The sequence below is a fragment of the Leucobacter allii genome (assembly GCF_022919155.1).
Classification (GTDB): domain Bacteria; phylum Actinomycetota; class Actinomycetes; order Actinomycetales; family Microbacteriaceae; genus Leucobacter; species Leucobacter allii.
In genome coordinates this window covers 3,521,380-3,541,614 of sequence record NZ_CP095045.1, presented here as the reverse complement: position 1 = coordinate 3,541,614, position 20,235 = coordinate 3,521,380, and the positions used below count along the sequence as shown (strand labels likewise).

General features: G+C 62.7%; 32 protein-coding genes. 2 read left to right on the top strand and 30 right to left on the bottom strand.

The features are described from left to right. Window positions 1-30 precede the first annotated feature (30 nt). From MUN78_RS16570 to MUN78_RS16515, 12 genes are all read right to left on the bottom strand, one after another. Window positions 31-624: a hypothetical protein gene (locus tag MUN78_RS16570; protein ID WP_244727915.1), complete on the bottom strand. Its 594-nt coding sequence runs from the start codon at window positions 622-624 to the stop codon at window positions 31-33. A 56-nt stretch (window positions 625-680) separates the two neighbouring features. Next, the gene (locus MUN78_RS16565; RefSeq protein WP_244727913.1) at window positions 681-1,070 is read right to left on the bottom strand and encodes a hypothetical protein; all 390 of its coding nucleotides are present in this window, start codon (window positions 1,068-1,070) and stop codon (window positions 681-683) included. Beyond that, window positions 1,070-1,282: a hypothetical protein gene (locus MUN78_RS16560; protein ID WP_244727912.1), complete on the bottom strand. Its 213-nt coding sequence runs from the start codon at window positions 1,280-1,282 to the stop codon at window positions 1,070-1,072. The genes MUN78_RS16565 and MUN78_RS16560 overlap by 1 nt, the downstream gene beginning before the upstream one ends. Continuing rightward, window positions 1,282-1,614, bottom strand: coding sequence for a hypothetical protein (locus tag MUN78_RS16555; RefSeq protein WP_244727910.1), 333 nt, complete (start codon window positions 1,612-1,614; stop codon window positions 1,282-1,284). Before MUN78_RS16555 ends, MUN78_RS16560 begins: the two co-directional genes overlap by 1 nt. Window positions 1,615-2,183: 569 nt before the next feature. Then, window positions 2,184-3,086 (bottom strand): phage major capsid protein, encoded by a 903-nt coding sequence (locus tag MUN78_RS16550; protein WP_244727908.1) that lies wholly within the window; start codon window positions 3,084-3,086, stop codon window positions 2,184-2,186. A gap of 25 nt (window positions 3,087-3,111) precedes the next feature. After that, the gene (locus MUN78_RS16545) at window positions 3,112-3,597 is read right to left on the bottom strand and encodes a hypothetical protein (RefSeq protein WP_244727907.1); all 486 of its coding nucleotides are present in this window, start codon (window positions 3,595-3,597) and stop codon (window positions 3,112-3,114) included. A gap of 138 nt (window positions 3,598-3,735) precedes the next feature. Then, window positions 3,736-3,921 (bottom strand): hypothetical protein, encoded by a 186-nt coding sequence (locus MUN78_RS16540; protein WP_244727905.1) that lies wholly within the window; start codon window positions 3,919-3,921, stop codon window positions 3,736-3,738. A gap of 2 nt (window positions 3,922-3,923) precedes the next feature. Further along, a complete protein-coding gene (locus MUN78_RS16535) occupies window positions 3,924-5,006 on the bottom strand; it encodes a VG15 protein (protein WP_244727903.1) in 1,083 nt (360 codons plus the stop codon). Then, window positions 5,006-6,376: a phage portal protein gene (locus MUN78_RS16530; protein ID WP_244727901.1), complete on the bottom strand. Its 1,371-nt coding sequence runs from the start codon at window positions 6,374-6,376 to the stop codon at window positions 5,006-5,008. Before MUN78_RS16530 ends, MUN78_RS16535 begins: the two co-directional genes overlap by 1 nt. A gap of 20 nt (window positions 6,377-6,396) precedes the next feature. Further along, window positions 6,397-7,908: a DEAD/DEAH box helicase family protein gene (locus MUN78_RS16525; protein WP_244727900.1), complete on the bottom strand. Its 1,512-nt coding sequence runs from the start codon at window positions 7,906-7,908 to the stop codon at window positions 6,397-6,399. After that, window positions 7,868-8,146: a hypothetical protein gene (locus MUN78_RS16520; protein WP_244727898.1), complete on the bottom strand. Its 279-nt coding sequence runs from the start codon at window positions 8,144-8,146 to the stop codon at window positions 7,868-7,870. Before MUN78_RS16520 ends, MUN78_RS16525 begins: the two co-directional genes overlap by 41 nt. A 487-nt stretch (window positions 8,147-8,633) precedes the next feature. Beyond that, complete coding sequence (locus tag MUN78_RS16515; RefSeq protein ID WP_244727896.1) at window positions 8,634-8,987, bottom strand: hypothetical protein; 354 nt, start codon at window positions 8,985-8,987, stop codon at window positions 8,634-8,636. 366 nt (window positions 8,988-9,353) lie between these two features. On the opposite strand from MUN78_RS16515, the gene MUN78_RS16510 reads away from it, so the two are divergent. Both MUN78_RS16510 and MUN78_RS16505 read left to right on the top strand, forming a co-directional pair. Then, entirely contained in the window at window positions 9,354-9,506 is a 153-nt protein-coding gene (locus MUN78_RS16510; RefSeq protein WP_244727894.1) for a hypothetical protein, read from the top strand. A 225-nt stretch (window positions 9,507-9,731) separates the two neighbouring features. Beyond that, entirely contained in the window at window positions 9,732-9,953 is a 222-nt protein-coding gene (locus MUN78_RS16505; RefSeq protein ID WP_244727892.1) for a hypothetical protein, read from the top strand. 191 nt (window positions 9,954-10,144) lie between these two features. On the opposite strand, the gene MUN78_RS16500 is transcribed toward MUN78_RS16505, so the two are convergent. The 18 genes from MUN78_RS16500 to MUN78_RS16415 all read right to left on the bottom strand — a co-directional run bounded on the left by MUN78_RS16500 (window position 10,145) and on the right by MUN78_RS16415 (window position 20,228). Continuing rightward, window positions 10,145-10,354 carry a hypothetical protein gene (locus MUN78_RS16500; RefSeq protein WP_244727890.1) on the bottom strand — a complete coding sequence of 70 codons (210 nt, stop codon included), beginning with the start codon at window positions 10,352-10,354 and terminating at the stop codon, window positions 10,145-10,147. 61 nt (window positions 10,355-10,415) lie between these two features. Then, window positions 10,416-11,687: a helix-turn-helix domain-containing protein gene (locus MUN78_RS16495; protein WP_244727888.1), complete on the bottom strand. Its 1,272-nt coding sequence runs from the start codon at window positions 11,685-11,687 to the stop codon at window positions 10,416-10,418. A gap of 306 nt (window positions 11,688-11,993) precedes the next feature. After that, window positions 11,994-12,641, bottom strand: coding sequence for a DUF7340 domain-containing protein (locus tag MUN78_RS16490; RefSeq protein ID WP_244727886.1), 648 nt, complete (start codon window positions 12,639-12,641; stop codon window positions 11,994-11,996). A 53-nt stretch (window positions 12,642-12,694) separates the two neighbouring features. Further along, complete coding sequence (locus MUN78_RS16485; protein WP_244727884.1) at window positions 12,695-12,961, bottom strand: hypothetical protein; 267 nt, start codon at window positions 12,959-12,961, stop codon at window positions 12,695-12,697. Next, on the bottom strand, window positions 12,954-13,151 hold the full coding sequence (locus MUN78_RS16480; RefSeq protein WP_244727882.1) for a hypothetical protein: 198 nt from the start codon (window positions 13,149-13,151) through the stop codon (window positions 12,954-12,956). The genes MUN78_RS16485 and MUN78_RS16480 overlap by 8 nt, the downstream gene beginning before the upstream one ends. 8 nt (window positions 13,152-13,159) lie before the next feature. Beyond that, the gene (locus MUN78_RS16475) at window positions 13,160-13,381 is read right to left on the bottom strand and encodes a hypothetical protein (protein WP_244727881.1); all 222 of its coding nucleotides are present in this window, start codon (window positions 13,379-13,381) and stop codon (window positions 13,160-13,162) included. Continuing rightward, on the bottom strand, window positions 13,374-13,655 hold the full coding sequence (locus tag MUN78_RS16470; RefSeq protein WP_244727879.1) for a hypothetical protein: 282 nt from the start codon (window positions 13,653-13,655) through the stop codon (window positions 13,374-13,376). Before MUN78_RS16470 ends, MUN78_RS16475 begins: the two co-directional genes overlap by 8 nt. Then, window positions 13,652-14,617, bottom strand: coding sequence for a hypothetical protein (locus MUN78_RS16465; protein WP_244727878.1), 966 nt, complete (start codon window positions 14,615-14,617; stop codon window positions 13,652-13,654). The genes MUN78_RS16470 and MUN78_RS16465 overlap by 4 nt, the downstream gene beginning before the upstream one ends. A 515-nt stretch (window positions 14,618-15,132) precedes the next feature. Next, on the bottom strand, window positions 15,133-15,474 hold the full coding sequence (locus MUN78_RS16460; RefSeq protein WP_244727876.1) for a hypothetical protein: 342 nt from the start codon (window positions 15,472-15,474) through the stop codon (window positions 15,133-15,135). Beyond that, on the bottom strand, window positions 15,471-15,872 hold the full coding sequence (locus tag MUN78_RS16455) for a hypothetical protein (protein WP_244727874.1): 402 nt from the start codon (window positions 15,870-15,872) through the stop codon (window positions 15,471-15,473). Before MUN78_RS16455 ends, MUN78_RS16460 begins: the two co-directional genes overlap by 4 nt. 3 nt (window positions 15,873-15,875) lie before the next feature. Next, the gene (locus MUN78_RS16450) at window positions 15,876-16,142 is read right to left on the bottom strand and encodes a hypothetical protein (RefSeq protein ID WP_244727872.1); all 267 of its coding nucleotides are present in this window, start codon (window positions 16,140-16,142) and stop codon (window positions 15,876-15,878) included. Beyond that, window positions 16,135-16,473, bottom strand: coding sequence for a hypothetical protein (locus tag MUN78_RS16445; RefSeq protein ID WP_244727871.1), 339 nt, complete (start codon window positions 16,471-16,473; stop codon window positions 16,135-16,137). The genes MUN78_RS16450 and MUN78_RS16445 overlap by 8 nt, the downstream gene beginning before the upstream one ends. Window positions 16,474-16,603: 130 nt before the next feature. Next, entirely contained in the window at window positions 16,604-16,990 is a 387-nt protein-coding gene (locus MUN78_RS16440) for a hypothetical protein (protein WP_244727869.1), read from the bottom strand. 178 nt (window positions 16,991-17,168) lie between these two features. After that, a complete protein-coding gene (locus tag MUN78_RS16435; RefSeq protein ID WP_244727867.1) occupies window positions 17,169-17,876 on the bottom strand; it encodes a DNA cytosine methyltransferase in 708 nt (235 codons plus the stop codon). Window positions 17,877-18,061: 185 nt separating this feature from the next. Continuing rightward, complete coding sequence (locus MUN78_RS16430; protein ID WP_244727865.1) at window positions 18,062-18,544, bottom strand: single-stranded DNA-binding protein; 483 nt, start codon at window positions 18,542-18,544, stop codon at window positions 18,062-18,064. Continuing rightward, complete coding sequence (locus tag MUN78_RS16425) at window positions 18,541-18,780, bottom strand: glutaredoxin domain-containing protein (RefSeq protein WP_346730642.1); 240 nt, start codon at window positions 18,778-18,780, stop codon at window positions 18,541-18,543. Before MUN78_RS16425 ends, MUN78_RS16430 begins: the two co-directional genes overlap by 4 nt. A gap of 240 nt (window positions 18,781-19,020) precedes the next feature. Further along, complete coding sequence (locus MUN78_RS16420; protein WP_244727862.1) at window positions 19,021-19,443, bottom strand: hypothetical protein; 423 nt, start codon at window positions 19,441-19,443, stop codon at window positions 19,021-19,023. Continuing rightward, window positions 19,440-20,228, bottom strand: a complete 789-nt coding sequence (locus MUN78_RS16415; RefSeq protein WP_244727860.1) for a hypothetical protein — start codon at window positions 20,226-20,228, stop codon at window positions 19,440-19,442. Before MUN78_RS16415 ends, MUN78_RS16420 begins: the two co-directional genes overlap by 4 nt. Window positions 20,229-20,235 lie beyond the last annotated feature (7 nt).

Here is a 20,235-nt window from a genome sequence, read left to right as displayed (position 1 = left end):
GCGGTTGCGAGTACCTGCCCACGGGAGTTACTAAGGGGTATCCGGCGAGGACGGCTCCTCAGCCACGAGACCCCACGCCTTGAAGTGGTAGGGCGCAGCGGCCCCGCCCTTGAACGTTCGGAACGTCGCCGCCATCGCCAGAAGCGTGGTGCGGTTGAACGTGATGCCCTCGCGCTCGCTGATCTGAACGCTCGGGTAATGGACGAGGATCAGGCGCTCCTTCTGGTCGAGACCAACCGTCACGATGTCGTACCGCTTGGACGCCGCCGCTGTGGTGACGGTGATCGATCCGTCAGCTGCCACGGTGGTGTCGAAGTAGGCCTCTGTCGTGGCCTTGTTCCCTTCGAGGCCGGCAAAGGCTACCGTCCAATAGCCGGGGTCGGACTCGGCGATCAGCACGTCCCCGTTGTGACCGGTCAGTTCGGTCGTATCGCCGGTGTTCGGCGCGAGAGTGAACCCGTCGTCCGAGTAGTAGCCGACCTGCGAAGCCTCACCCACAGGGGTCCAGTCAGTACCGGTCGGCACGTCGGTGGTCCCAGATTCGCGGATGAAGATCGCACCATCCTTGATCAGTCGAGCGAGGTCAGCGTCCACGCCCGTTGTCATGTATGCAGGCTTAGCCATAAGCCCCTCCTAAATAGAAAAGCCCCGCACCAGGCGGGGCAAGATATGAACATCGGTTACGTGGCAACCTCGAGCAGCACAGTCATGTACTGGTACTCGATGCGCGTCACCTCATCAGCGACACGAGACGGGCCGGACTGGATCTCAGCCGAGAGAATGATCTGGGAGTTGCTGGGCGCGCTCTCGAGGGCGGCTCCGGCTGCTGCGCACAGGTCGAACGCGTCACCGAGATTCGCGGTGCCGTCCTTGCGCACGGACCACGCCTGCACGCCCACCCGGCAGTATCGCGACAATGGTGTGATCCGCTGCTGAAGGTCTGCGCGAGATACGAGCACCCGGTACGGCTTCGCAAGTTCGGGCTTCACTAACTCCGTCTGCTCCACAGAAAGTAGTACCCTCAGGATTTCGGCATCGATGTCCGGTGTATTCGTGACAAACCCCTGCATCAGAGGCCCCCGAGCTTCCGCGAGAGAGTCCCGTTCTGGGCCTCATCGGACATGCGCCCGTAGATTCGGCCACGAGCGCGCTCACCCGAAGGGGTAACGTCGATCTCCGCTTCATCACCCAGACCGTCAGAGATCACTTCCGCGCCGTACCCCTTAAGGATCTGCTCTCGGAAGTTCTTCCGGTTCAACACGAATTTCACGCGCTTCGTCATCAGGCCACCCCCTCATGAGAGTCCTTCAACACGACGACGAGCCCGCCCACACCGTGACCACGCCAATCTGCAGCGTCAGCGTTGATCTCGAACTCGCGGCCCCGAACACGCAGACGGTCGCCAGAGTTCACATCAGGCCAGAGGTTAGGCCAGTACAGGGTGGGCTCCACGATCGTTGGCTGACGCCCGACCTCGACCGCGGGAACGACGTGCCTGGGCGCGTAGAGCGCCTTCGGCAGGTCTTCCTCGATCGTGTCGTAGATCGGCTGGTTGTATCGGTCCCGCCCGGTCAGAACCCGCCGAAGACGAGTTACAGGGTCGACCCCATCCACGACTGCACCCCCGATCCAGGCGGTGCAGTATCGATCGTGAATGCACGCTGCCCGCCACATCCAAGCAGCTTCCTATCTGCCTTGGTGACGTAGAGCTCGCCCATAGGGTTCCGGAACGACCTCTGTTGCGTGAACGGTCCAGCAACATTCATCAACGCAGAGACGCCAGATACGTCCCCGCCGTCGCCGGAGCCGCTCGCGATCATGGCCCGCTTGACCATCTCGCAGGACACGATTTTCCGTGCCTCGAGCTCCGCACTCGTCGGCGGCACCGAAGGGGGACACTCAGCATCCAAACGAACCTGAGCATCCCCCAACAGCACCCCGGCACGAGTCTTCTCCGTGTCGGTGAGGGTGCGCCACCGCGCCTCTAGATCATCGACCGTCGCATACGCCATGATGACGCACCCCCATTCACTCCGACTTCCTCGGGCGGCCCGGCTTCCGCTTCACCAGGGCCTGCTCCGGCTCCGGCTTCCCCGGAACCGTCCAGCCCGTCCGGACGAGCACGTCAGCGAGAGGCTGCTCCACGGTCGCTACTGTCCCCGAGGGGGAAACGACCGTTACCATCAAGCCCCCTCGGTGTACTTCACGAACGCGGCCGTATCGTGCACGAGCCAGCCGTACTCCGCCTCCGCGCGAACAGCCACAAGGTTGTGCTCCCACAGCGACACGAGCTCCCCATTCAGGGTCACAGTCGCCTGCGTCGAGACGTCGTACGAGATGCCGCCAACGACACCCCACACGGCCTTCGTCCAATCGCCAGCAAAGCCGACGATCGTTCCCGCGGCGACCCCGTCACCGATAAACGAAGGCCGACCGAGAAGGCGGCCCTGTCGGACGGTTGCCGCGTTCTCAACAGTAGGACTGTCGATGAACAGCGGGCGGCCGTTCGCGTCGACAGCACCGTTGAAAACCGGCTCCGCGATCGAATCCCACGCGCTGCCAGTGAAACGCTTCTTGTCATTCACGAGAAGCGCGAGACCCGCATTCACGTCAGCGAAGATGCTCCCCGCGGCGGTCGCTGCAGTTCCGAGCTCAACAGCCTTGGTCGTCGCCGCGATGTTGTTCCCGGCACCGAAGGGGCTAGACGAGCCATGGAGAGCGGCCGCGTCGAATGCAATGGCGAATGCCTCAGCGATGTCCGCGCGGAGATCCTGAATGTAGTTCGCGGGGTTTGCGCGGACGACCTCAGCGGACACCACGGAAATCGCTGCGATCTTCTGCGGCTTGATCGTCTTGAGGGTCTTTCCGCCGGCGGTGGTGGGCTTCTGCCCACCCTCAGCGACCCAGCCGGCAGTGGGCTTCGAGGTCGTGACCGGGATCTCCTGCCCGTTGATGCCGAGCGGCACCTGACGGACGAGCTGCTGCACGACGGACTGATTGCGCGCCTCATCGAAGTAAGCCTGCGCCTCGTCGGGCTTGAGGAAACCAGCGAACTCGCTGGTAGTAGTAGGTGCGGTCTGAGCCATCACCAACTCCAATCTGTAGGTGGCATCAACCGATGCCGAGTACGTTCTTCAGTGCGTTCTCGATCCCGTCGCCGTTGAGCGCGAGGTTCGGGCTCTTGCCTTCGTCGGGATCGAACGGAGCCCATGCGCCCTTGCGCTGGGGTTCCTCGGTGGTCGGGACCTTGATGAGCTTGGCGAGCTTCCCCGCCTTCGCTTCGAGTTCGGCTTCGTCCACGCCGGTAAGCAGGTCGAGATGGTCTTCACCGATCCCGTGCTTCGCAGCAATCCGAAGACGTGCAGCTTCCTGCTTCGACTCCGCGAGCTCGCGCTGCGCAGCCTCGGCCGCCTCCGTCGCCCGCTGTAGCTCGGTCTTTTCGGCGTCCTTCAGCTTCTGCAGTTCCTCGACTGCGCTGAAGTTCTCCTTCGCTCGGCCTTCCCACTTTCGTGCTTCTGCCTTCCAGTCGGTCTTGTCCTCCTGCTCGCCCTGCGGCACCACAGTCGGCTCCTCGACCGGCTCAGTAACTTCACTCATCAGTTGTTCCTTCCGTGCGGAATCGACCACCAGCCCCGTGCGGGGCGGAAAGTCAGTTGAAATAGAGAACCCGCCTTGCGGCGGGCATGAAAAAACCCCGCACCGAGTGGTACGGGGTACAGGCCAGAAGACTCTCGCCTAAGCGGCTTCGAGAATCTCGTCCGGCACGTCAATATGGTGGAACTTCGCGGCTTGTACCGCCATGCCGTGGGCGGTCTCCCAATCGCCTTCCTCGATCTCGATATCGAGAAGCTCGAGGGAGTAATCATCAAGACGCGGCGCGATTGCATCCCGCATCCTGATAGTTGCTTCCTTGAGTTCCATGCTCACAGGATACCCGTCCCTTCTCCCGGTGGGAACGCCGTCCTCACCATGACTTTCCCGTCGCCGGCAACCTTTGTGCCAACAACGTACAGGCGGCCATCTTCTCGCTTGAAGTAGTTGAGAATGTAGCCACTCATCGAAGGGTGTGGCCTAGTGAAATCAGGATTCGAGACGACAGCACGAATGATCTTTGCGATCTCGTACGGCGACAGGCCGTCCGGGAAGGTATCGACTGCCGCACCGCCCGCACCATGCCGGCCAAGAATATGCCTCCACCGCCCCGGAGACACAGGACCGAACGATGACGGCCATCCCGCATCAGGCTCACGCAGTAGCGACGGAACTTCGGCCCCGTCCGTGAACTCGTCAGGAAACATGTCCCGCATCCGCTTAGCGATTGCCTCATCGGACGGAACTATTCCTTCTGAAACGACTTCGACGCGTGCAGCGCTGTAACGCTCATACAATGCCTCCGGGTCGTACCCGTCTATCCGGATCCTTCCCTTGGCGAACGACGACACCACCTGGCAGTCACAGCCATCATGGAAGTGTCCACGCGCAATCCCGGCGGTCTCCTCCGACCAGTACACGAACCCGCGTGACGCGAGCATGGAGCACCACGCGCATGTCTTGCGTCCCATCGGTACCCGCGCGAATCTGGGCCGAGCAGGATCACGTGAAGCGTTCGCGGCGACCGTGTCGCGCGCGCCTTGCAGCACAAAGCGCTGCAGCGCTTCTCCGAGGAGAAGGAGCGTCTGGGATGGGTCGCCGTCGAAAAGCTGGCCAGCCGCCCACCGGGTAGTCCCTGCCACTTGCTCCGCAGATGCGCCCTCGCCAAGGACAGCCGAATAGCTCCCAGCGATCTGCCCGCGCCTTTGAGCCTCGTACCACTCAGCCGCAGCCGTAGCAGCCGCATCGCCGTACTCCTGTGCCAGCATCGGCATGAACTCGATCAACGCGTCACGTGCGAGCTCAGGGCGCGTCAGATCCAGACCATAGAAGAAGGCTTCAAGCTCCGCCCGAGCAAGTTCGACGGTGCGGGATCCCAACGCTGCAAGCTCGTTGAGATCCCGCCTTGTCGTCATCAGACCTCCTGCGGGTCAGCCAAGGTTCCTTGCGTGAGCAGTTGCCGCGCGGTCGCCCGCCGCCGCGCAGACTGCATCGAGTCGATCTGCTGCCGGTCGTAGCCGAGCATCTCGAGCGCCTCATCGGTTTCCGCGAGCCACGGGAACGAGGACACCTGCTTCGTAACCGCGTCCGAAGCCGACACAACAGACGGCAATGCCGGGTTTCGGAAGTGCGGGCGAATCTGCCTGTACACCTCACGGGCGGCCGGCGAATCATCCTGAATCCGCAGAGCCCCGATCATGAGCCGCTTCCACGCCGGAGCCACTGTGTCGGTGAACTCTTTAGCATCCAGCACGAGGTCTTCCTTCGCCTCGATGATCGCATCAGCGGACTCAGGATTGTCTTGCACGATGCCAAACGAACGCGGCGTCATATTGAACTCCGAAGACACCAGGGAAGCAAGCTGACGGATCTGCGCGAAGTGCGGTTCGAACGACTGCTGCGAGAACTGCCCTACTGACGGGATGTCGCCATTCTCGTCGCGGCCCATCGCAAGAATGCGCCCGATGATCGCCTGCCAAGCAGGAATCGGCTTCCCATCCGGCCCCACGAACGTATCCTCATCGACGCCGAGCGCGTAACGCTGCGGGGCGGAGAAGAACTCCGCCGACACCTCAGAACGCAGCAGCGTGCGCACGCCCGAATCGGTCAGCGCCATGACCGCACGCGAGATCCGAGACTTACCGAACGGCCGCGAGAGGGACGGCTTATGCGGTAGCACCTCGACCGGCATGCCGAGATCATGACGCATGCGCCGAATGTCCCAGCCAGCGCCCACCTGGCGAAACGCAATGACTTCGCCGGGTCGATACAGGTTGAACCGCGTGACCTGGCCGGTAGCGTCCACGTCGATGACTGACAACGCCGACGAGAGCCCCCGGCGACGCGCATCCCACTTGCCGGTCGCCCACTCGGCAGACTTCAACGAGATCACCGCTTCTGGCTCGCCAGCATCGGCATCACCGGCCTGCACGAACCCAAAGACGCAGGAAGCTACTGCGGCATCGGTATGAGCCATCCGCGACTCAACACCAAGCCGGTTGTCCTCCCAAACCGCCGTAACTCCGATCGCCTCAGCATCTACACCGGCCGGTGTCGTGAACCCGTCCAAGACGGCCCGCTTCACAAGCCCTTCGACGCCCTTCGCTGACCAACCGATTACAGTCTCGATGTTCCGCAACTGCGGCGGGATCGCGATCCCGAGATCCTTCAGACCCGCCTTGTAGTCGTAGTACCTTCGCCGGATCAGATTCCGGCGTTGCTTCTGCTGCACCTGGTCGAACAACGTCGCGAGCTCATCCCGATACTCATCAGGAAGACCAGACACGAATGGCATCGAAGAAACCATCATCCCAACACCACCGCCCTACTCTTCCGCCCCGGACGACGCTTCGTCGTCAACGCAGCCCAAACTGCAACCGACGCCGCCTCCAGCGGTGTTTCGTCGCCACCCGGGACTGTGACTTCCCAACTCCATGAACCGGCCGTGCCGCGCAATTTCTTGTCGCAGACAGAAACCGAACGGTTCAAAATTGTCTGGTCAGCAGCCTCGTCCTCCGAGTGCGTTACCGACCCGTCGCGCAAACCCGTCTCGTACATCGAGCAGGCCGTGAAATACTCCGGCGAACTAAGGATGTGGACCGCCTTCCGCGGGACCCCCAACTCGATGAGCTTCCGCGAAAGAACCTCAGCATGAGACCGGCCCGAGACCGCATAGAGCGCTGTCTTCTCCCGGCGCGACTCCTCAGCAAGCCACGCAGCAAGCGCATCCACGCCCGCCTCCATGTGACCCGAGAAGCCGTCGACCACCTCAGCGTGAGCGCCGTCAGCATGCTTAAGCCCGCCGGCGACAGCGACACGCTTGCCATCGAGAGAGAACGTCACGCCGAAAGTGCGGACTTCTTCGCTCTCACGGATGATCTCGACTTGACGAGCAGTGCGACCTTGCGCCACCCAAAGCTCGCTCGAGATAAGGCGAGTGCCAGGATTATCGGAGTCCCATATCCCCATAGCTTCGCGCCGCCATGCAGCATCATCAGCCATGTTCTCCCGCATACGAAGCATCGACTCAAGCGGTGTGCGGAACGGGTAGGACGGATTCATCTTCGGCCACTGCGACCGATCATCCAACGCCGCATCAGCATCAGCCGAGAACTCGACATACACCATGTTCTCCGAGCCACCCGAAAGTGCCTGCCTGCGCTTCGACTTGAACGCGTCACCATCATCAGCCGGACGTGGCGGAGTGCCAATGAAGAACAGCAGTGCACCGTACTCGTTGCGTGCCTGGTTCGTCGTGGGCACCAGATCCTCCGCGCCTCGAGCCGTCAGCCGCTGAGCCTCGTCGAACACGACAACATCGATCGCATCCATACCGAGACCGAAGCCATGAGACCGAGCACCGAACATGACAACGGACCCGTTCTTGAACGTGATCCGCTGCTCACCGTTCGCAAGGCGGATGTCTTCGACATGGCGGAGAACCTTCGGCTTCTTCACCATGCCCTGCATCGACTGGAACGTGTTCCCAGTCGTCACCAAGTGATGCGAGGTCCAGATAACCCGCAAGTTCGGGATCAGCAGACACAGCCCAATGATCAGGTGACCGATAGTGAACGTCTTACCCACCTGGCGCGGGATCGAAGCACATACCCCGCCGATGGAGGCCGCGAACTTCCCATCGTCATTCAGGCCAAGTGCAACCGTGCCGAAACCCGTCTGCCAAGGATCGAAACCCACACCAACATCAATGAGCTTCTGATTAACCCGAGGGAACAATGACCCCGAAAGTTCTGGGTAGACAAGATGCCTTGCAGCCTCAGATAACTTTGGCATCGAAGGAGGTGCTAACTTCGCCATCAGACGAAACCTCCTCGTCCTCACGCCGCAACACGTCGATCTCCTTTGAGATCTCCGTCAGCCGCTTCGTCAGCGCCGCCAAGTCACGAGCAGAAGCCGTAGTATCGATCGCCCGCGCAACCACCCTGCGCATCTGCACAAGCTCATCCAGGCGTGAGCCATAATCCACAGCATCTGAAACCGACTCCACAGCGCGCCGCTCGTCAGGCCCAACAGCCCGCAACTTCGGGTTCGGCATGTCGAACCTCCTTGGTGGAAAACGCGGGGAGAGATTAGCCCTATGCACCTGGGGAGGGCTCCACGTGGCCGGGGAGGGGGGTTGGGGCACGCTCACCATCCGATGAGTGTCGTCGTGACGACGATCGGTCCGCTCCGTTGGTCTCGGGCCAGCTCGTCAGGTGTTCGGTTGCCGATCCACTGGTTGCAGGCTCTGTGCGTGAGTGTCGTGTTGCTCAGTTCGTATGGTGATCCTCCACGGGATACGGGGATGATCTCGTGGATCTCTGGCGATTGCGGGAGGCGTGGGGGAAGGGTCTTGTCTACGGGTGCGTGGCAGAGCCAGCACACCGCATCTCGTGCGTATACACGTGCGCGGGTCTGGTCCCTGCGGTGGCCGTTCTGCCTGCGGGGGTTTGATGTTTGCGGACGCCCCATGCTCAACCCCCACCCCGGGAATGCAAAAAGCCCCCGCCGCCTGTGTGGCGAAGGGGGCCATGCTGGAACTTCTACATTGTTGAGCTTGAAGAGCTGCCGACTGCCCCGGCAATGATCCAGAAGATCGTGACGGCGACGATGAGGCCAAGCGTGAGGTATCCGAGCACGAGCCCCGTGGTTGCCATGCCTTTGCCGACCCGCACCTTCTTCGCGGTGCCTGCACCCACGTGGCCGAAGATTACGGCGAGGACGGCGGGGAGGAACGCGAAGAACGCCGCTCCGATCCCGACAAACGGGATGGGCGACCAAATGCCGATGACGATGGCCACGATTCCGAGAATGAGGGCGGTTACTGCCATGCCGTTCGACGGCGGCTTCACTACCTGCTGGTAGACGTACTGTTGCTGTGGCGGCTGGTAGGTCATGGCTGAATGCTACCTGTGTACTTTCGTTCGATCTAGTCATTGCCCCGCTGGCACCGGTTGGTGTCGTTGCAGCAGGGCGGCTGCGCGTCGTTGACGCGGGTGTCGATTGTGCAATGGGGCATGCGTCTTCGGATACCTCCTTGCAATCGCCCCAACTCACATGGTATGATTAAGGTACAACGAAAGAGAGGAGGTGAAATGAACGAAATAGTGGACAACCTGGTGAAGCTCATCGGAGCAACCGCAGCCCTCATCACATCACTCGCACTGTGGAGGAGCAGCGGCAAGCGGAAGAAGAAGTAACCAGGCGGGCCGGAGATAGACCAAGTATCTCCGGCCCGGACCACCATTATCATTCACAACACCATGAACCAGATACTCAAGTACGCATCAGTCATCACGGCATTCGCCGCCGGCACGATCGCCTTCGCCACAGGATCAACATGGGCGGGCGTCCTCGCGATCGCCGCGGGCATCCTCGTCGCCGTCACCATCATCAGGAAGGACACCAAGGAGTGATTAAGTACCTGTCCCTGAAAGAGCTCGCTGCACGCATCAACGTGCAGCCCGCGACCGCAGCCAAGTACGCCCTCCCCGAGCCCGACGCCTTCATTGGCGACGTACGCGGATGGCTGCCCGACACAGTCGACGCATGGAACGCTGCACGCCCCGGGAAGGGCGCTGGAGCAGGGCGGAAGCCCCGGTCCTAGCTTCGGTGTCGTTGGTGTCGTCTACGCTGCCCGCATGACCGTTCGCCCGATCAAGTGCCCTACTGGTGACCACCCGGTGCGTGTGCTCGAGTACCTGCCCGCTGCCGAGCTGATCGTGGAGCATGCTGGGGTGACGCACGCAGCAGCCCGTGAGGCGCTCGTGAAGTACGAGTGCACCGTGTGTGGTGTGATCGTGGAGCACCACGTCTCCGACATGACACCGGCCCAGCTCCAGCAGTACGGGTATCAGTCGTAGCCGCGCACGTGCCCGCGGTCGTCGTCCATGCAGCACAGGAGCGCGGCCTTGATCGACGGCCACCGTGCACTGCAGTACTCGCACACGTACGGGTCAGTCACAATCGGCCCCCACGTCGTCTCTATCGCCTAGCAGCCAGTCCCCTTCAGCGGGTGGTGTTTCACGGTCGAGCATCCGAATGAGGGTGTCCATCATTCCCCCTTATGGAGCACGCGGAAGGGACCGCTGAACGAGAGGTCCCACGAGGAGACCATGCTGTCGTCGCCGTAGGCGCGGTACCAGTAGATGCTTCCTACCTGCCATGCATGCCCAAACCGGTCGAGCACAACCGATCCTGAAGGCAGTTCGTCCAGATCAGGGTGATGCTTCCGCACTCTGTTGCTGGTGATCCGCTTCGCCACGAGAACCTCCATCGTCAGAAAGGTACCGAAACCGGTACACATCCGGCACACCTGTGATCGTTTACGCGATGTAGTAGTTGTCCCACTTGCCTGGCAGATCCTGGCCCACCGTGAACATGGTGACGCCGGTGCGCGAGTACTGGCCGGTCAGATCCTCGAAGTACTTCGACCCGGGCTCCACGGTCGTTGCTTGGATGCGCGTGTACGGTCCGAAGTCGGTGACCTGCGCGTGATGCTTGTGCGCGGTCAACCACATGTCGGGGACGAACTTGCGTCGGTGTGCGAGGTTCTGGGACTGTGCCGCCAACCAGTTCGCTTCGCTGCCGGTGATCTTCTGCCCGTGCGCCATCGCCAGGGTCACGCCCTCGATGGTGGTGGTGGTTATCATCTCGCCGCGTGGTGAGTTAACTTTCACGTGCTGCAGGTCGGGATGCAGTTTGCAGATCTTCGCAATTAGGTCGGTGATGAGTCCGGTGGCGTTGTCGGCGTCGTCGGTGATGTTCTCCCGACCGCCGGCGCGGGACAGGGTGCCGTGGTTGCAGATCGTCGCCGCGTACTCGAAATTGTCGGTGAAGGGCGCGAGGGTCTTCACCCATTGCAGGTTCACCTCGAGGGCGGTCTGCAACTGGTCACGCAGGTTCAGGTCCACACTGTAGGGCTGGCTGGCGTAGGAGCCGTGCGTGCCCTCGGTGTGGTCGCCCATGTTCGCGAGGAGGATGGAGCGGATCCGCACGCCCCGGGTTTGGAGTGAGCGGATTTGCTCCACGACGCGTTCGAGGGACTGTTCGAGGCGTCGCAGGGTGCCCGGTGTGCCGTCGCCCTCGCCCTTCCCGAGTTGTAGGTCGGCGAGCGCCACCACGAGCCCTACAGGCTCACCCGCGACGGACTCCATTGGTGTGGGGGTCCAGGTGCGGAGGCGGTCCAGGATCGCGTCTGTGTCGATGCTGGACGCCTGTGGGGCCTTCGGACGCACGTTGTTCAGCTTGTTGAAGTACCCGCCGCCGGGTGTCGAGGTGACGCCCCAGGAGAACGTCACCTGCTCGGGGTCTTGCCCTTTGGAGCGGATGAACTTGCAGAAGTCGTCGTACCCCCACGCGACGGTTGAGGGGACCGTGTAGTCCGCGCTCCCGTCTGGGCGGTGCGTTTCCGACTCCCCGACCGCATGCGTGCCCGCGTTCAATGCAGGAGCGGACGCGAGCCGGAGCCGTTTCCGTGCTCGGCGTACGGATGCTTCGTGGCATCCGAGTTCGCGTGCGATCGCAGCGTTCGACCATCCGGCGGCGGCGAGCTCCATCACGCGGGCGTCATCGATCTGTCCAGGCTGGTTCGACAATGAATCCTCCTGGATGGTGTCTGGTTCCACACTCGCACCGCGGTTAGCGCTCGTGGCGTTGTGTTGGTCTCGATGGTGGGAACCAAGAATGATCTTCAAGTGCGCGTTGAGGGGAGGTCTTCGGCGACATCTCTCGTTATCGGCGCGTTGAACGTAAGCGTGTGGGTGCCTGCCGCGCATCGTCATGCCGCAGACTCTCCAGGGAAGGGAGCGCGGGGCGGGTAGCTCGTCGGCTGCCCGCCCCAGAAACACGAAAGCCCCGGAGCATTCCAGGGCTTGAAGTAGGCGCACTTGTATCGCGCACCCCTATGGTATCACGTCCGCGCTTGCGTTGGAAGCTTCCAGCGCAAGCAGCCTCAACGCAACATGGTCGACCTCCTCGCCCATCCCGTCAGCGAGCTCGAGCAGCCGATCCTCCCCCGCCCACAACTCCCCGCATGCTCGGCACTCCGCCACGAGCGCGCGGCCCTTCTTGACGGGGACGCGCACCGCCCACCGCATGCCACCGTCCTCGTCCGCAACGTGCTCCGTCTCGCACTCGGGGCACGCCGCAGTCAGTTCGAACTCACGGGGCGGGTCGAATAGATCCTCGATGCGTTGAACCCATGTCGTGAACATGCCGAACATCGTGTCGGGGTCGTCCAGGCGTCCGCCGGCGGCTTCGGCGTGGAGCACGTCATGCAGCCGTACCGTCGCTTCGATCAGATCCGCGGGTGCGGGTTGCCGGAAGTGATCCAGCCACGCCCTCACGCCCGCATCGATCGTCTCGTACATGGACACGGCCTTCATGTCGAGCAGATCCCCCGACCCGCCACCGCCCTTCGTTCGGCCGAGGTTCGGGTACCTTGCCAGGCGGAGTTCCTCGAGGAGCGGCCCGCATTCGGCGACCGTCCCCCCAACGAACACTGTGTGGTGTTGCGTGAGCCGGTCAACGGCCCTACTAGTGCTCTCCATCGGTCTCCTCTCCGTTGAGCGCCCGCTCTATAGCACCCGCAAGGTCTAACAGATCACTCACGGTTCCCTCCTTCCATCTCGGCGGCGCGGTGGCGCTCAATGCAAGCGACTGCCTGATCGAACGCCCAGACGCCATGCTCCGTGTATGCGCCGATGGTCGAGCGAACCTCCCGCAGCGCCTCGGCCTTCGCCCGCCGGATCTCTGCGGCGTGCCAGTCGGACGCCGCTTCCTGAGCCTCGTCGGCGGTAGCCCCAGCCATCACGGCGAAACCGCGGATGAACGTGAGAACCTGATCTGTCGTCGGCGTGTACTCACTCATCGTCTGCCTCCGCCGCGGCGATTGCGAAGCGAATCTTGACGCCCAGCGGAGAGTTCGCCTTGATGGGGCGGAGTTTCTCGTTGGTGATGTGGGCGTCGAGGTCCTTGCTCGTGGAGGTCCACCATCGACCTTTCGCCCGGTCTACGACGGTCCAGAGCCCGTCGTCAAACCTCGCGCTGAGACCGCTCAACCGAGCACTCATTCTTCGATCAACTCCCAATCATCCTCAGGTCGGTTGTTCGCCGGGAAGAGCTCGCTCGCCGTCATCCACCCACCCTCGGACGGGAACGTGTGGTCCAGAAACACGAGCCCGGGGAGCCCCTTGCTGAATGCTTCCTCGACGGCATGCTCGCCGTCTTCTGCCTCTACTTCGACGCTAGTGCTGACCACCTGCTGCATGTAGACCCTGTACTTAGCCATGTTCTTCATTCTCCTCTCGTCGTTCGCGGTCGATGCACCCCACGGCCTGTTCGAACGCCCCCACACCGCTCTCCGTGTACGCACCGATCGCTGACCCGATCGCTGCACGCTCCCGCTCGACGACTGCGCGCTCCACCTCTGCGATCATGCGATCCCACTGCGCTACCGCATCCTCAACGGACATCGGAATATACGCACCATCGCTGGGTACCTCGGTCTGGTACTCGATCCAGGCGTTCCGCGCTTCCTCTACGCTCGGCGTGTACTCACTCACCGCCCACCACCTCGCAGTTCGTTGGCGATGTGCTCACCGAGCTCGCCGGCGCCCATCGAGTGGTCCCCGTCCACACGACGAATGATCTCGGCGATCCGATCAGCGTCCACCTCGACCGGGGCAGCGAGAGCGGCGTCACTTGCCATGAGCACTCTCTGGAGCATCTCCCCGTACCCACCTACGGTTGCTGACTCCGCGATCGGGCGCAGGTAGCGAATCGCATCGGCCAGCTTCTCGCGGTCGGGGGACGGGGCAGGCTTCGGCGGGCAGTCCCCCTTGCCGTTATGCGGGGCCGCAGGGTCCACATCGCAAGCGGGGCACCGGACGGGACTCGGGGTGGGCTCATCGCCGTAGAGATCGTTCTCGATCCTTGCAGCGTGCTCCTCAGCCTGTCGCAAGGCTGAATCCATGCCCGAGAGGTACAGCTCTCCGAGACTGATGTTCGCTTCCCGAGTCGCTTCCAACTCCGAGCGCACCTGTCGAGTCCACAGCCGAATCGAGCGAGCCACAGCAGCATTCTCGGCTTCGCTCGGCTCCTGCGGGGCGCTCACTGCCGCACAGCGAGGATCACTGAGACCCACACTGTGAGAGTGGGAAAGATCCTCAGTGTGGTCTTCCAATGAAGCCTGCGGGGCGACACCAGCAGCAACTAGGGCGGCGCGCGCCTCGACCATGATGTCCAGCGCTTCTGGCATCCAATCATCGGGTGCAGTCATTTCGGCCCAGGTGGCCTCCGCAATATCGGGGCGGCTTTCCGGGTACCGAGTTGCCCAGATCGCCCGCGCTGCCTGTTCGATCTGTGCCTCGGTCGGGGCACCCGCGAGCAGACCGACAGCACGACCGGCCTCGTACACTCCGATCAACCCTGCCTTCGCCTTGTCGGCAGAGCTGGCCCCCTCGCGCGCCGCCGTGTAGATCTCGCGCAGCTCGTCCGGCTCCGGGGTTTCAGGTGTGGTCGTCATTTCCAAACCTCTCTCATGTCTTGGTCAGCGTATGGATCGTCAGGAAGTGGGGCGAACGGCTCCTTGTCGGACCGTCCTGAGTCGTACTGAGCCCACCAATGACCCGAATCCGCTCGACAGGCTCCACCGTGACCCGATGGGCGAACGCAGCAACTCCCTCCGAGCTGGTTTGCGCACTCACTCGCCATCGCTCTCACCCCCTACCGGCAGCGCAGGACACTCCTGGTCGTGCCGCTTCGTCAATTTCTTCTTCTGATGCAGGGTCAAGTGACTGGTGAGCCATATGGCCCCGCATCGGTTACAGCGCAGCATCGTCATCCCCTACCGGCAGCGGCCCGACTCGCCCCTGATGAAACTCAAGAACCTGAGACCGAACCCACGCGAGGCCCCTCGCATCACCGAGCGGGGCGGGCTCGAGCACCGTGCATGATGCATTGACCTGAGCGCCACACACAGGGCACTCTCGAACGAGTGGGCCTGCGGTCGTTTCATCGACTCTGGCGGACACCAAGCGCTCATCGCTCATCGTTGCCTCCTGTTGACAGCGGCTCCCAGACGCGCCTCGGGGCTCGCACGACGATGCCCTTGCGTTCCGGGTCGGCGGCGTTCCACTGGGCGACTCGACTCTGCGCGCCTTCGAGCGTGTAGCCCATGTCCACGGCCTCCGGATCGTCCGCATGCGCGGTCCCGTACTCCCACTCCGGCTCGGGTGCAGCAGCACGAGAGAGCGCGGCCTCCGCGATGCGCACCACCACGCCCTCAAGCGGGACACCCTCATGCTCGATCCCGAGGCGGTCAGCCTGCCCCTTGATGCACGTGCCCAGGTTGACCAGCGCGTCATAGTCTGTTTCGTTCATCGTCCGTTCCTCACAATCTCAGCGGCACGGCGGAGACCGTCTCGGTACGCCTGCCCGCGATCTGAAACCTTCACCCACTCGGCCTCACGCTCAGCGTCGATCTCGCCCGCGATGTCGCGCCCGAGCACCGGGAACGCGGGCAGGATCGCGTCGGACAAGTACTCGCCTACGCCATAGCCACAATCACCGTCAAGCTTCTTATCAATCAGTTGCACCATCCGCTCCCGCACGTCTCCGTCCGGTACTGTGAGCGCCTCCAGAGCGTCAGCGGCATCTCGCATCAGTCGCTCGATGGTTGCCGCGTAGATCGTCGCTACGCTGTTTCCGCGGTCTCGGATCATGTCGGCGCTGTTGCGCAGGTCCTCCGCGATCAGGGCTCGGGTTTTCTCGGGGGTCATGGTCTAGTCCTCCTCTACTTCCCCGGCGAGTTCCCGTTGGAGAATCGCCATCGTCTCGTCTGCCTGCTCGTCGAACTTGGCGGCGTTCTCCTCAAGCGCTTTCGACATGATCGACGCCATGCCGCGGTCGAAGGCGTAGGTGCCTGCCTTGACATCGAGTCCGCAGCGCGCGGTAAGGGCCGCATCTCGCCACCGCTTCGCCTCACGCCGATACCGTGTCGCCTGCTCGGTACGACGGGTCACTATCTCCTCGAAGCTACGCTCACTCATCGCCCCCACCTCCCAGCGCTGCCTCAACGGCGCGGACCGTCGGGCACGGCCAAGGTTCAGGACCCCAACTTAGGTTCGAGCAGATTTCTGAGCCGCAGGTGTCACGGTCACCTGGCCCTCGGTACGGGAAGTGCATCCTGACTACCGCTTCGAGCGCGGCGATCATCCGCGGCACCGTGTCCACGAGCTGATCCATTGCGAAGATCGTGCGCTTGGACGACGAGATCATCCACCGCCCCGTGTCCGTGTTCATCTTGAGGCTGGTGCTGTCGGCCTGCGCGTCCTCCGCGAGGCGCTTCTGCTCGGCCAGGTACTCGGTAATCGTGGTCACAGCCTTCTCCATTCGGTCCTCGGCCAGACGAGAGTGCCGCCTAGCGTGAATGCCTTGTGATCGCCCTTGTGAAACACGCGCAGAACGCAGACGTTCAGCCCATTCGGGTGCTTCGCATTGCACATACCTCTCACTCGGTCTCACCTCCTACCGGCAGCGGCTCCCACGGGCCAGCTTTGCGACGGCGCATAAGAGACCGCTTCGGCTTACTTCCCAGGGAGGACTGGTCTCTAGCGATCCCCTGTAGGGCTTCCTCAAGCGAGTACGCCATGTATATTCCTACTCCGAGCCCGTTTACGATGCAGTACTCCCATTCGCTCTCGTCAAGCGTCCCTTCGAGAGCATCAGCGAGACGCAAAACCTCCATTGCGACGAACTCGGCATCGTGGCTCCACGGTCGCGTCGTACCGTAAGTCACGCACGGCCAGGCGTTGCACCCGCACAGGCGCTCATGGTTCAAGCTGTCGGAGTTCATGAGGGCAGCCGCGATCAGTTCGCGCTTCTCGTCATCAGTCATCATGTTTCTCCTCGTTTCTGTTTCCACACCCGATAGTTCTCCTGCGCGATACGACGCCACTCCGCATCCTGAGCAACCCATGCTGGGTCAGCGTGTTCCGCCGCATGAACCGCAGCAAGCTCCCGGGTCATGTCGATCTGCGCACACCGCGGGACCGGGCACCGGAAGATTTCAACCGTCATGCCGCCACCCGCTCAAGCTGAGTAATCAGCTGTCGACCGATCTGCTCCGTGTACGCCGGCGGGATCGCCTCACGCAGCCCGTCGCGGTTCGCCCACGGCATTCCCATCACCTCGCGTCCGCGTTCTACCCCGGAGAAATTGCCGACGACATGCATGAACTCCCCCGGCTGCGGAGGCCTACCCATCTTCGTCGTGCGCGCAACATGCTGCGGGTGCTCGGGAGCAGTGAGTTCCCAGTTCGTCTCGAACAAACGATGCCGGTACGTTTCAAGACCGAACATCACACCGCAAAGCTCAACCGGGTCATGAAGTGGCGCACCGGGCACATTCTCGATCACGTACAGCTTCCCCGTCTCGTTTAGCGCATCTCGCGTCGGTTCGATCAGGTCAGGGTGCTCATTGCCTTGGATCTTTTGAGCGAGCGTGTGCATTTGGCATGGCGGGCTTGTGTGGACAGCCCGAATGGCGGGAAGTCGCACGGATCGAGAGTCACCGAAGTGCGGGCTCAGCCCTCGCATCTGAAACCAGAGTTTCTCCCCTGCGAGCAACCGTTGGAGCGCCTCGATCGCGTCCATCCGCAGGAACGGGAATGGGTACTTTGGTTGGGGGTCTATGTCCACGCCGACCACGTCCCAGCCTGCGCGGCTATACCCCATTCCCGCGCCGCCTTGGCAGCAGAACAGGTCGAGCAGTATTGGCTTCATGTTTGCCCCTGAACGTCGTGAGGGGCCAGCGGATGGCCGGCCCCTCGGGATACTAGAAAGCCCCGCCTGCTAGCGGGGCCAGTGTTTGCGAACGATGTCCGCGAGTTGCGTGTCAGTCGCATCCTCGGGCGCTTGGTGGAGTGCCCAGATCAGTGGTTCTGCACGCTGCAACCAGTCAAGGATGCTCAAAACGGACTTGTATCAGCGAACGAATCCCCGAACCCGGAGTTCTGTGCGACGTTCTGGGGCGCTCCCCACGACTGCTGCGACTGCTGAGCCGGGGGCGCCTGGTATCCGCCGCCAGAACCGCCCTGGGAAGCTCTGGGGATGATGCTGATCGAAGCGAACTGCACATCGATGCTCGCCTTCGCCGCGCCCGCGTTGTCGGTGTACACGTTCAGGCGCGGCATCCCCTCGATGCGGACCAGCGTGCCCTTCGACACCTCCCGGGCGAGAAGGTCGGCCTGCTCATCGAAGAACGTCGCCCGAGCCCACAAAGTCACCTCGTTCCCGTCCCGGTCAGTGACGTTCTCCCACTCGCCAGACTGCTTGTTCCTGCGCCGTTCCGTGTGCGCTACCGAGATGTCGAGCATGCGCTTCCCGTTCTGCGACGTGCGCGGCTTCGGTTCCGCCGCGAAACCCTCAATGCTGAATACTGCCTTGCTCACTTTTCCTCCTTGTTGAGTCGCTGCGCGATCTCCTTGATACGATCCGGCCGGAAACCCGACCACATGTCATCCCGCGACTCCCCCACAGCCACCACCGGAGCCGCCAGGAACCCAAGCTCCTTGAACGCGAGCAGGTTGCCCTCATCCATCGCGTCTTCCTCCACGAACTCGACACCGAGCTGACTCATCAGCCGCTTCGTCATGTCGCACTGCACGCAACGCTCTTTCGTGTACACGCGAACCACCGTCACCTGTTACCTCTTTCCAGCCATACGGCCATTTGACTCACAACACTCGCCGCAACTGCTGCTGCTGCTGCCACACCTCCCACGCCCCCAAACCCAAGCGTCGCCGGATCCGACGAACCGTCCGATCCGTGCACCCAGCCCGATCCGCGATCACAGGATCCGAGCACCGCAATCGCCATAGTTCGCTCACGAGCTCCTCCCGCTCGCGAACATCGGCGCGACTGCGCATCACGGTCGCCGCCCCACGTCGAGCTGCAGCGGCGACACCGCAGACCCCTCGACCGCATACTGGGCGGCCGTGGCGCGATCACGCTCACGAGCCTCCGCCAACGCCCGATTCACCGCCGGCGGCAGCGCCTGATGCTCGCTATGGTCACGACCAATCAGGCCACGGCTGCGAGCCGCACGCACATCCGCAGCGTTCTTCTTCCGCCACACAATGATCAGGTCACCCACCTGCAGCGAGTCCCCGCCGTCTGCGTAGTAGTCGATGACCACACGCTGCGCCGCGTCGAACGTCATCCCCGGAGCCTTCGCCCCGATCGTGGCCGCCCACGCCACCGCCCGCTCCTTCGTCATCTTGTCGGCCGTCGCGTACCGGTCAATCTCGAGCGACAGCGACAGCAGGTCGGCAACCTCGCTCGGTTTCATAGCCCCTCCATTCGTAGTTCGTCAGCGATACTGCGTGCCTTCTGCCCGGGCGACGGCTTCGAGCCGCGCCCGGCAGAACCCGCGACCGCACTCCCGTTGCCGCGCTCGCCATGCTTGCGACGCATCCAGTTCCGCCACGTCGCCGCCCAATCGACCTTCACGCCCTTCTGCCCCGGCTGAGCCACCCAGTAGTCGATGAACACCCGATGCTCGGCCTCAAGATCAACGCCGGGGCACTCGGTTTGCATCTGCTGGATCAAGTCACGCTCAGGGATCCAGTTAGCGTCGACCCGTGACCCTCGCGCTTTGCGCGGAGAGGTCTCTTTAGAGACCTCTATAGGTACTGGGTCGGGTCGGGTCGGGTCGGGGTTACGAACATTATCCGAACCGTTCGCAACCGTTCGCCCGAACATATCCCCAACTTCCGCATCATCCTGCGGTTTCTTCTGTTTGCGTTTGGCTCGTAACTCCCTCATGCGTTCCCGACTCGCCTCGCGCTCGGCGTCTACGTCTGCCTTACGCGGCTGATACTCAAGCCAGTTGCAGAACAGATAGCCACCAGACTCGCGCTCCCAAAGCCCCGCTTCCACCAACGCGGAAGGTACCGAAGGTGGCACGCCCCACAGTTCCAACATGTACTCCGGTACGTGCCCGTCAGTGAGTTGGTCAGCGCACCAAGAGCCCGCGATCGTCCACGTTCCGACCGCCGCAAACCGAGACCGTTTCGGGATCGACAAGAACTTACGAGAGGCGTGCAGCCCATCGTCCACCTTGAACCACGCCAACGTCTTC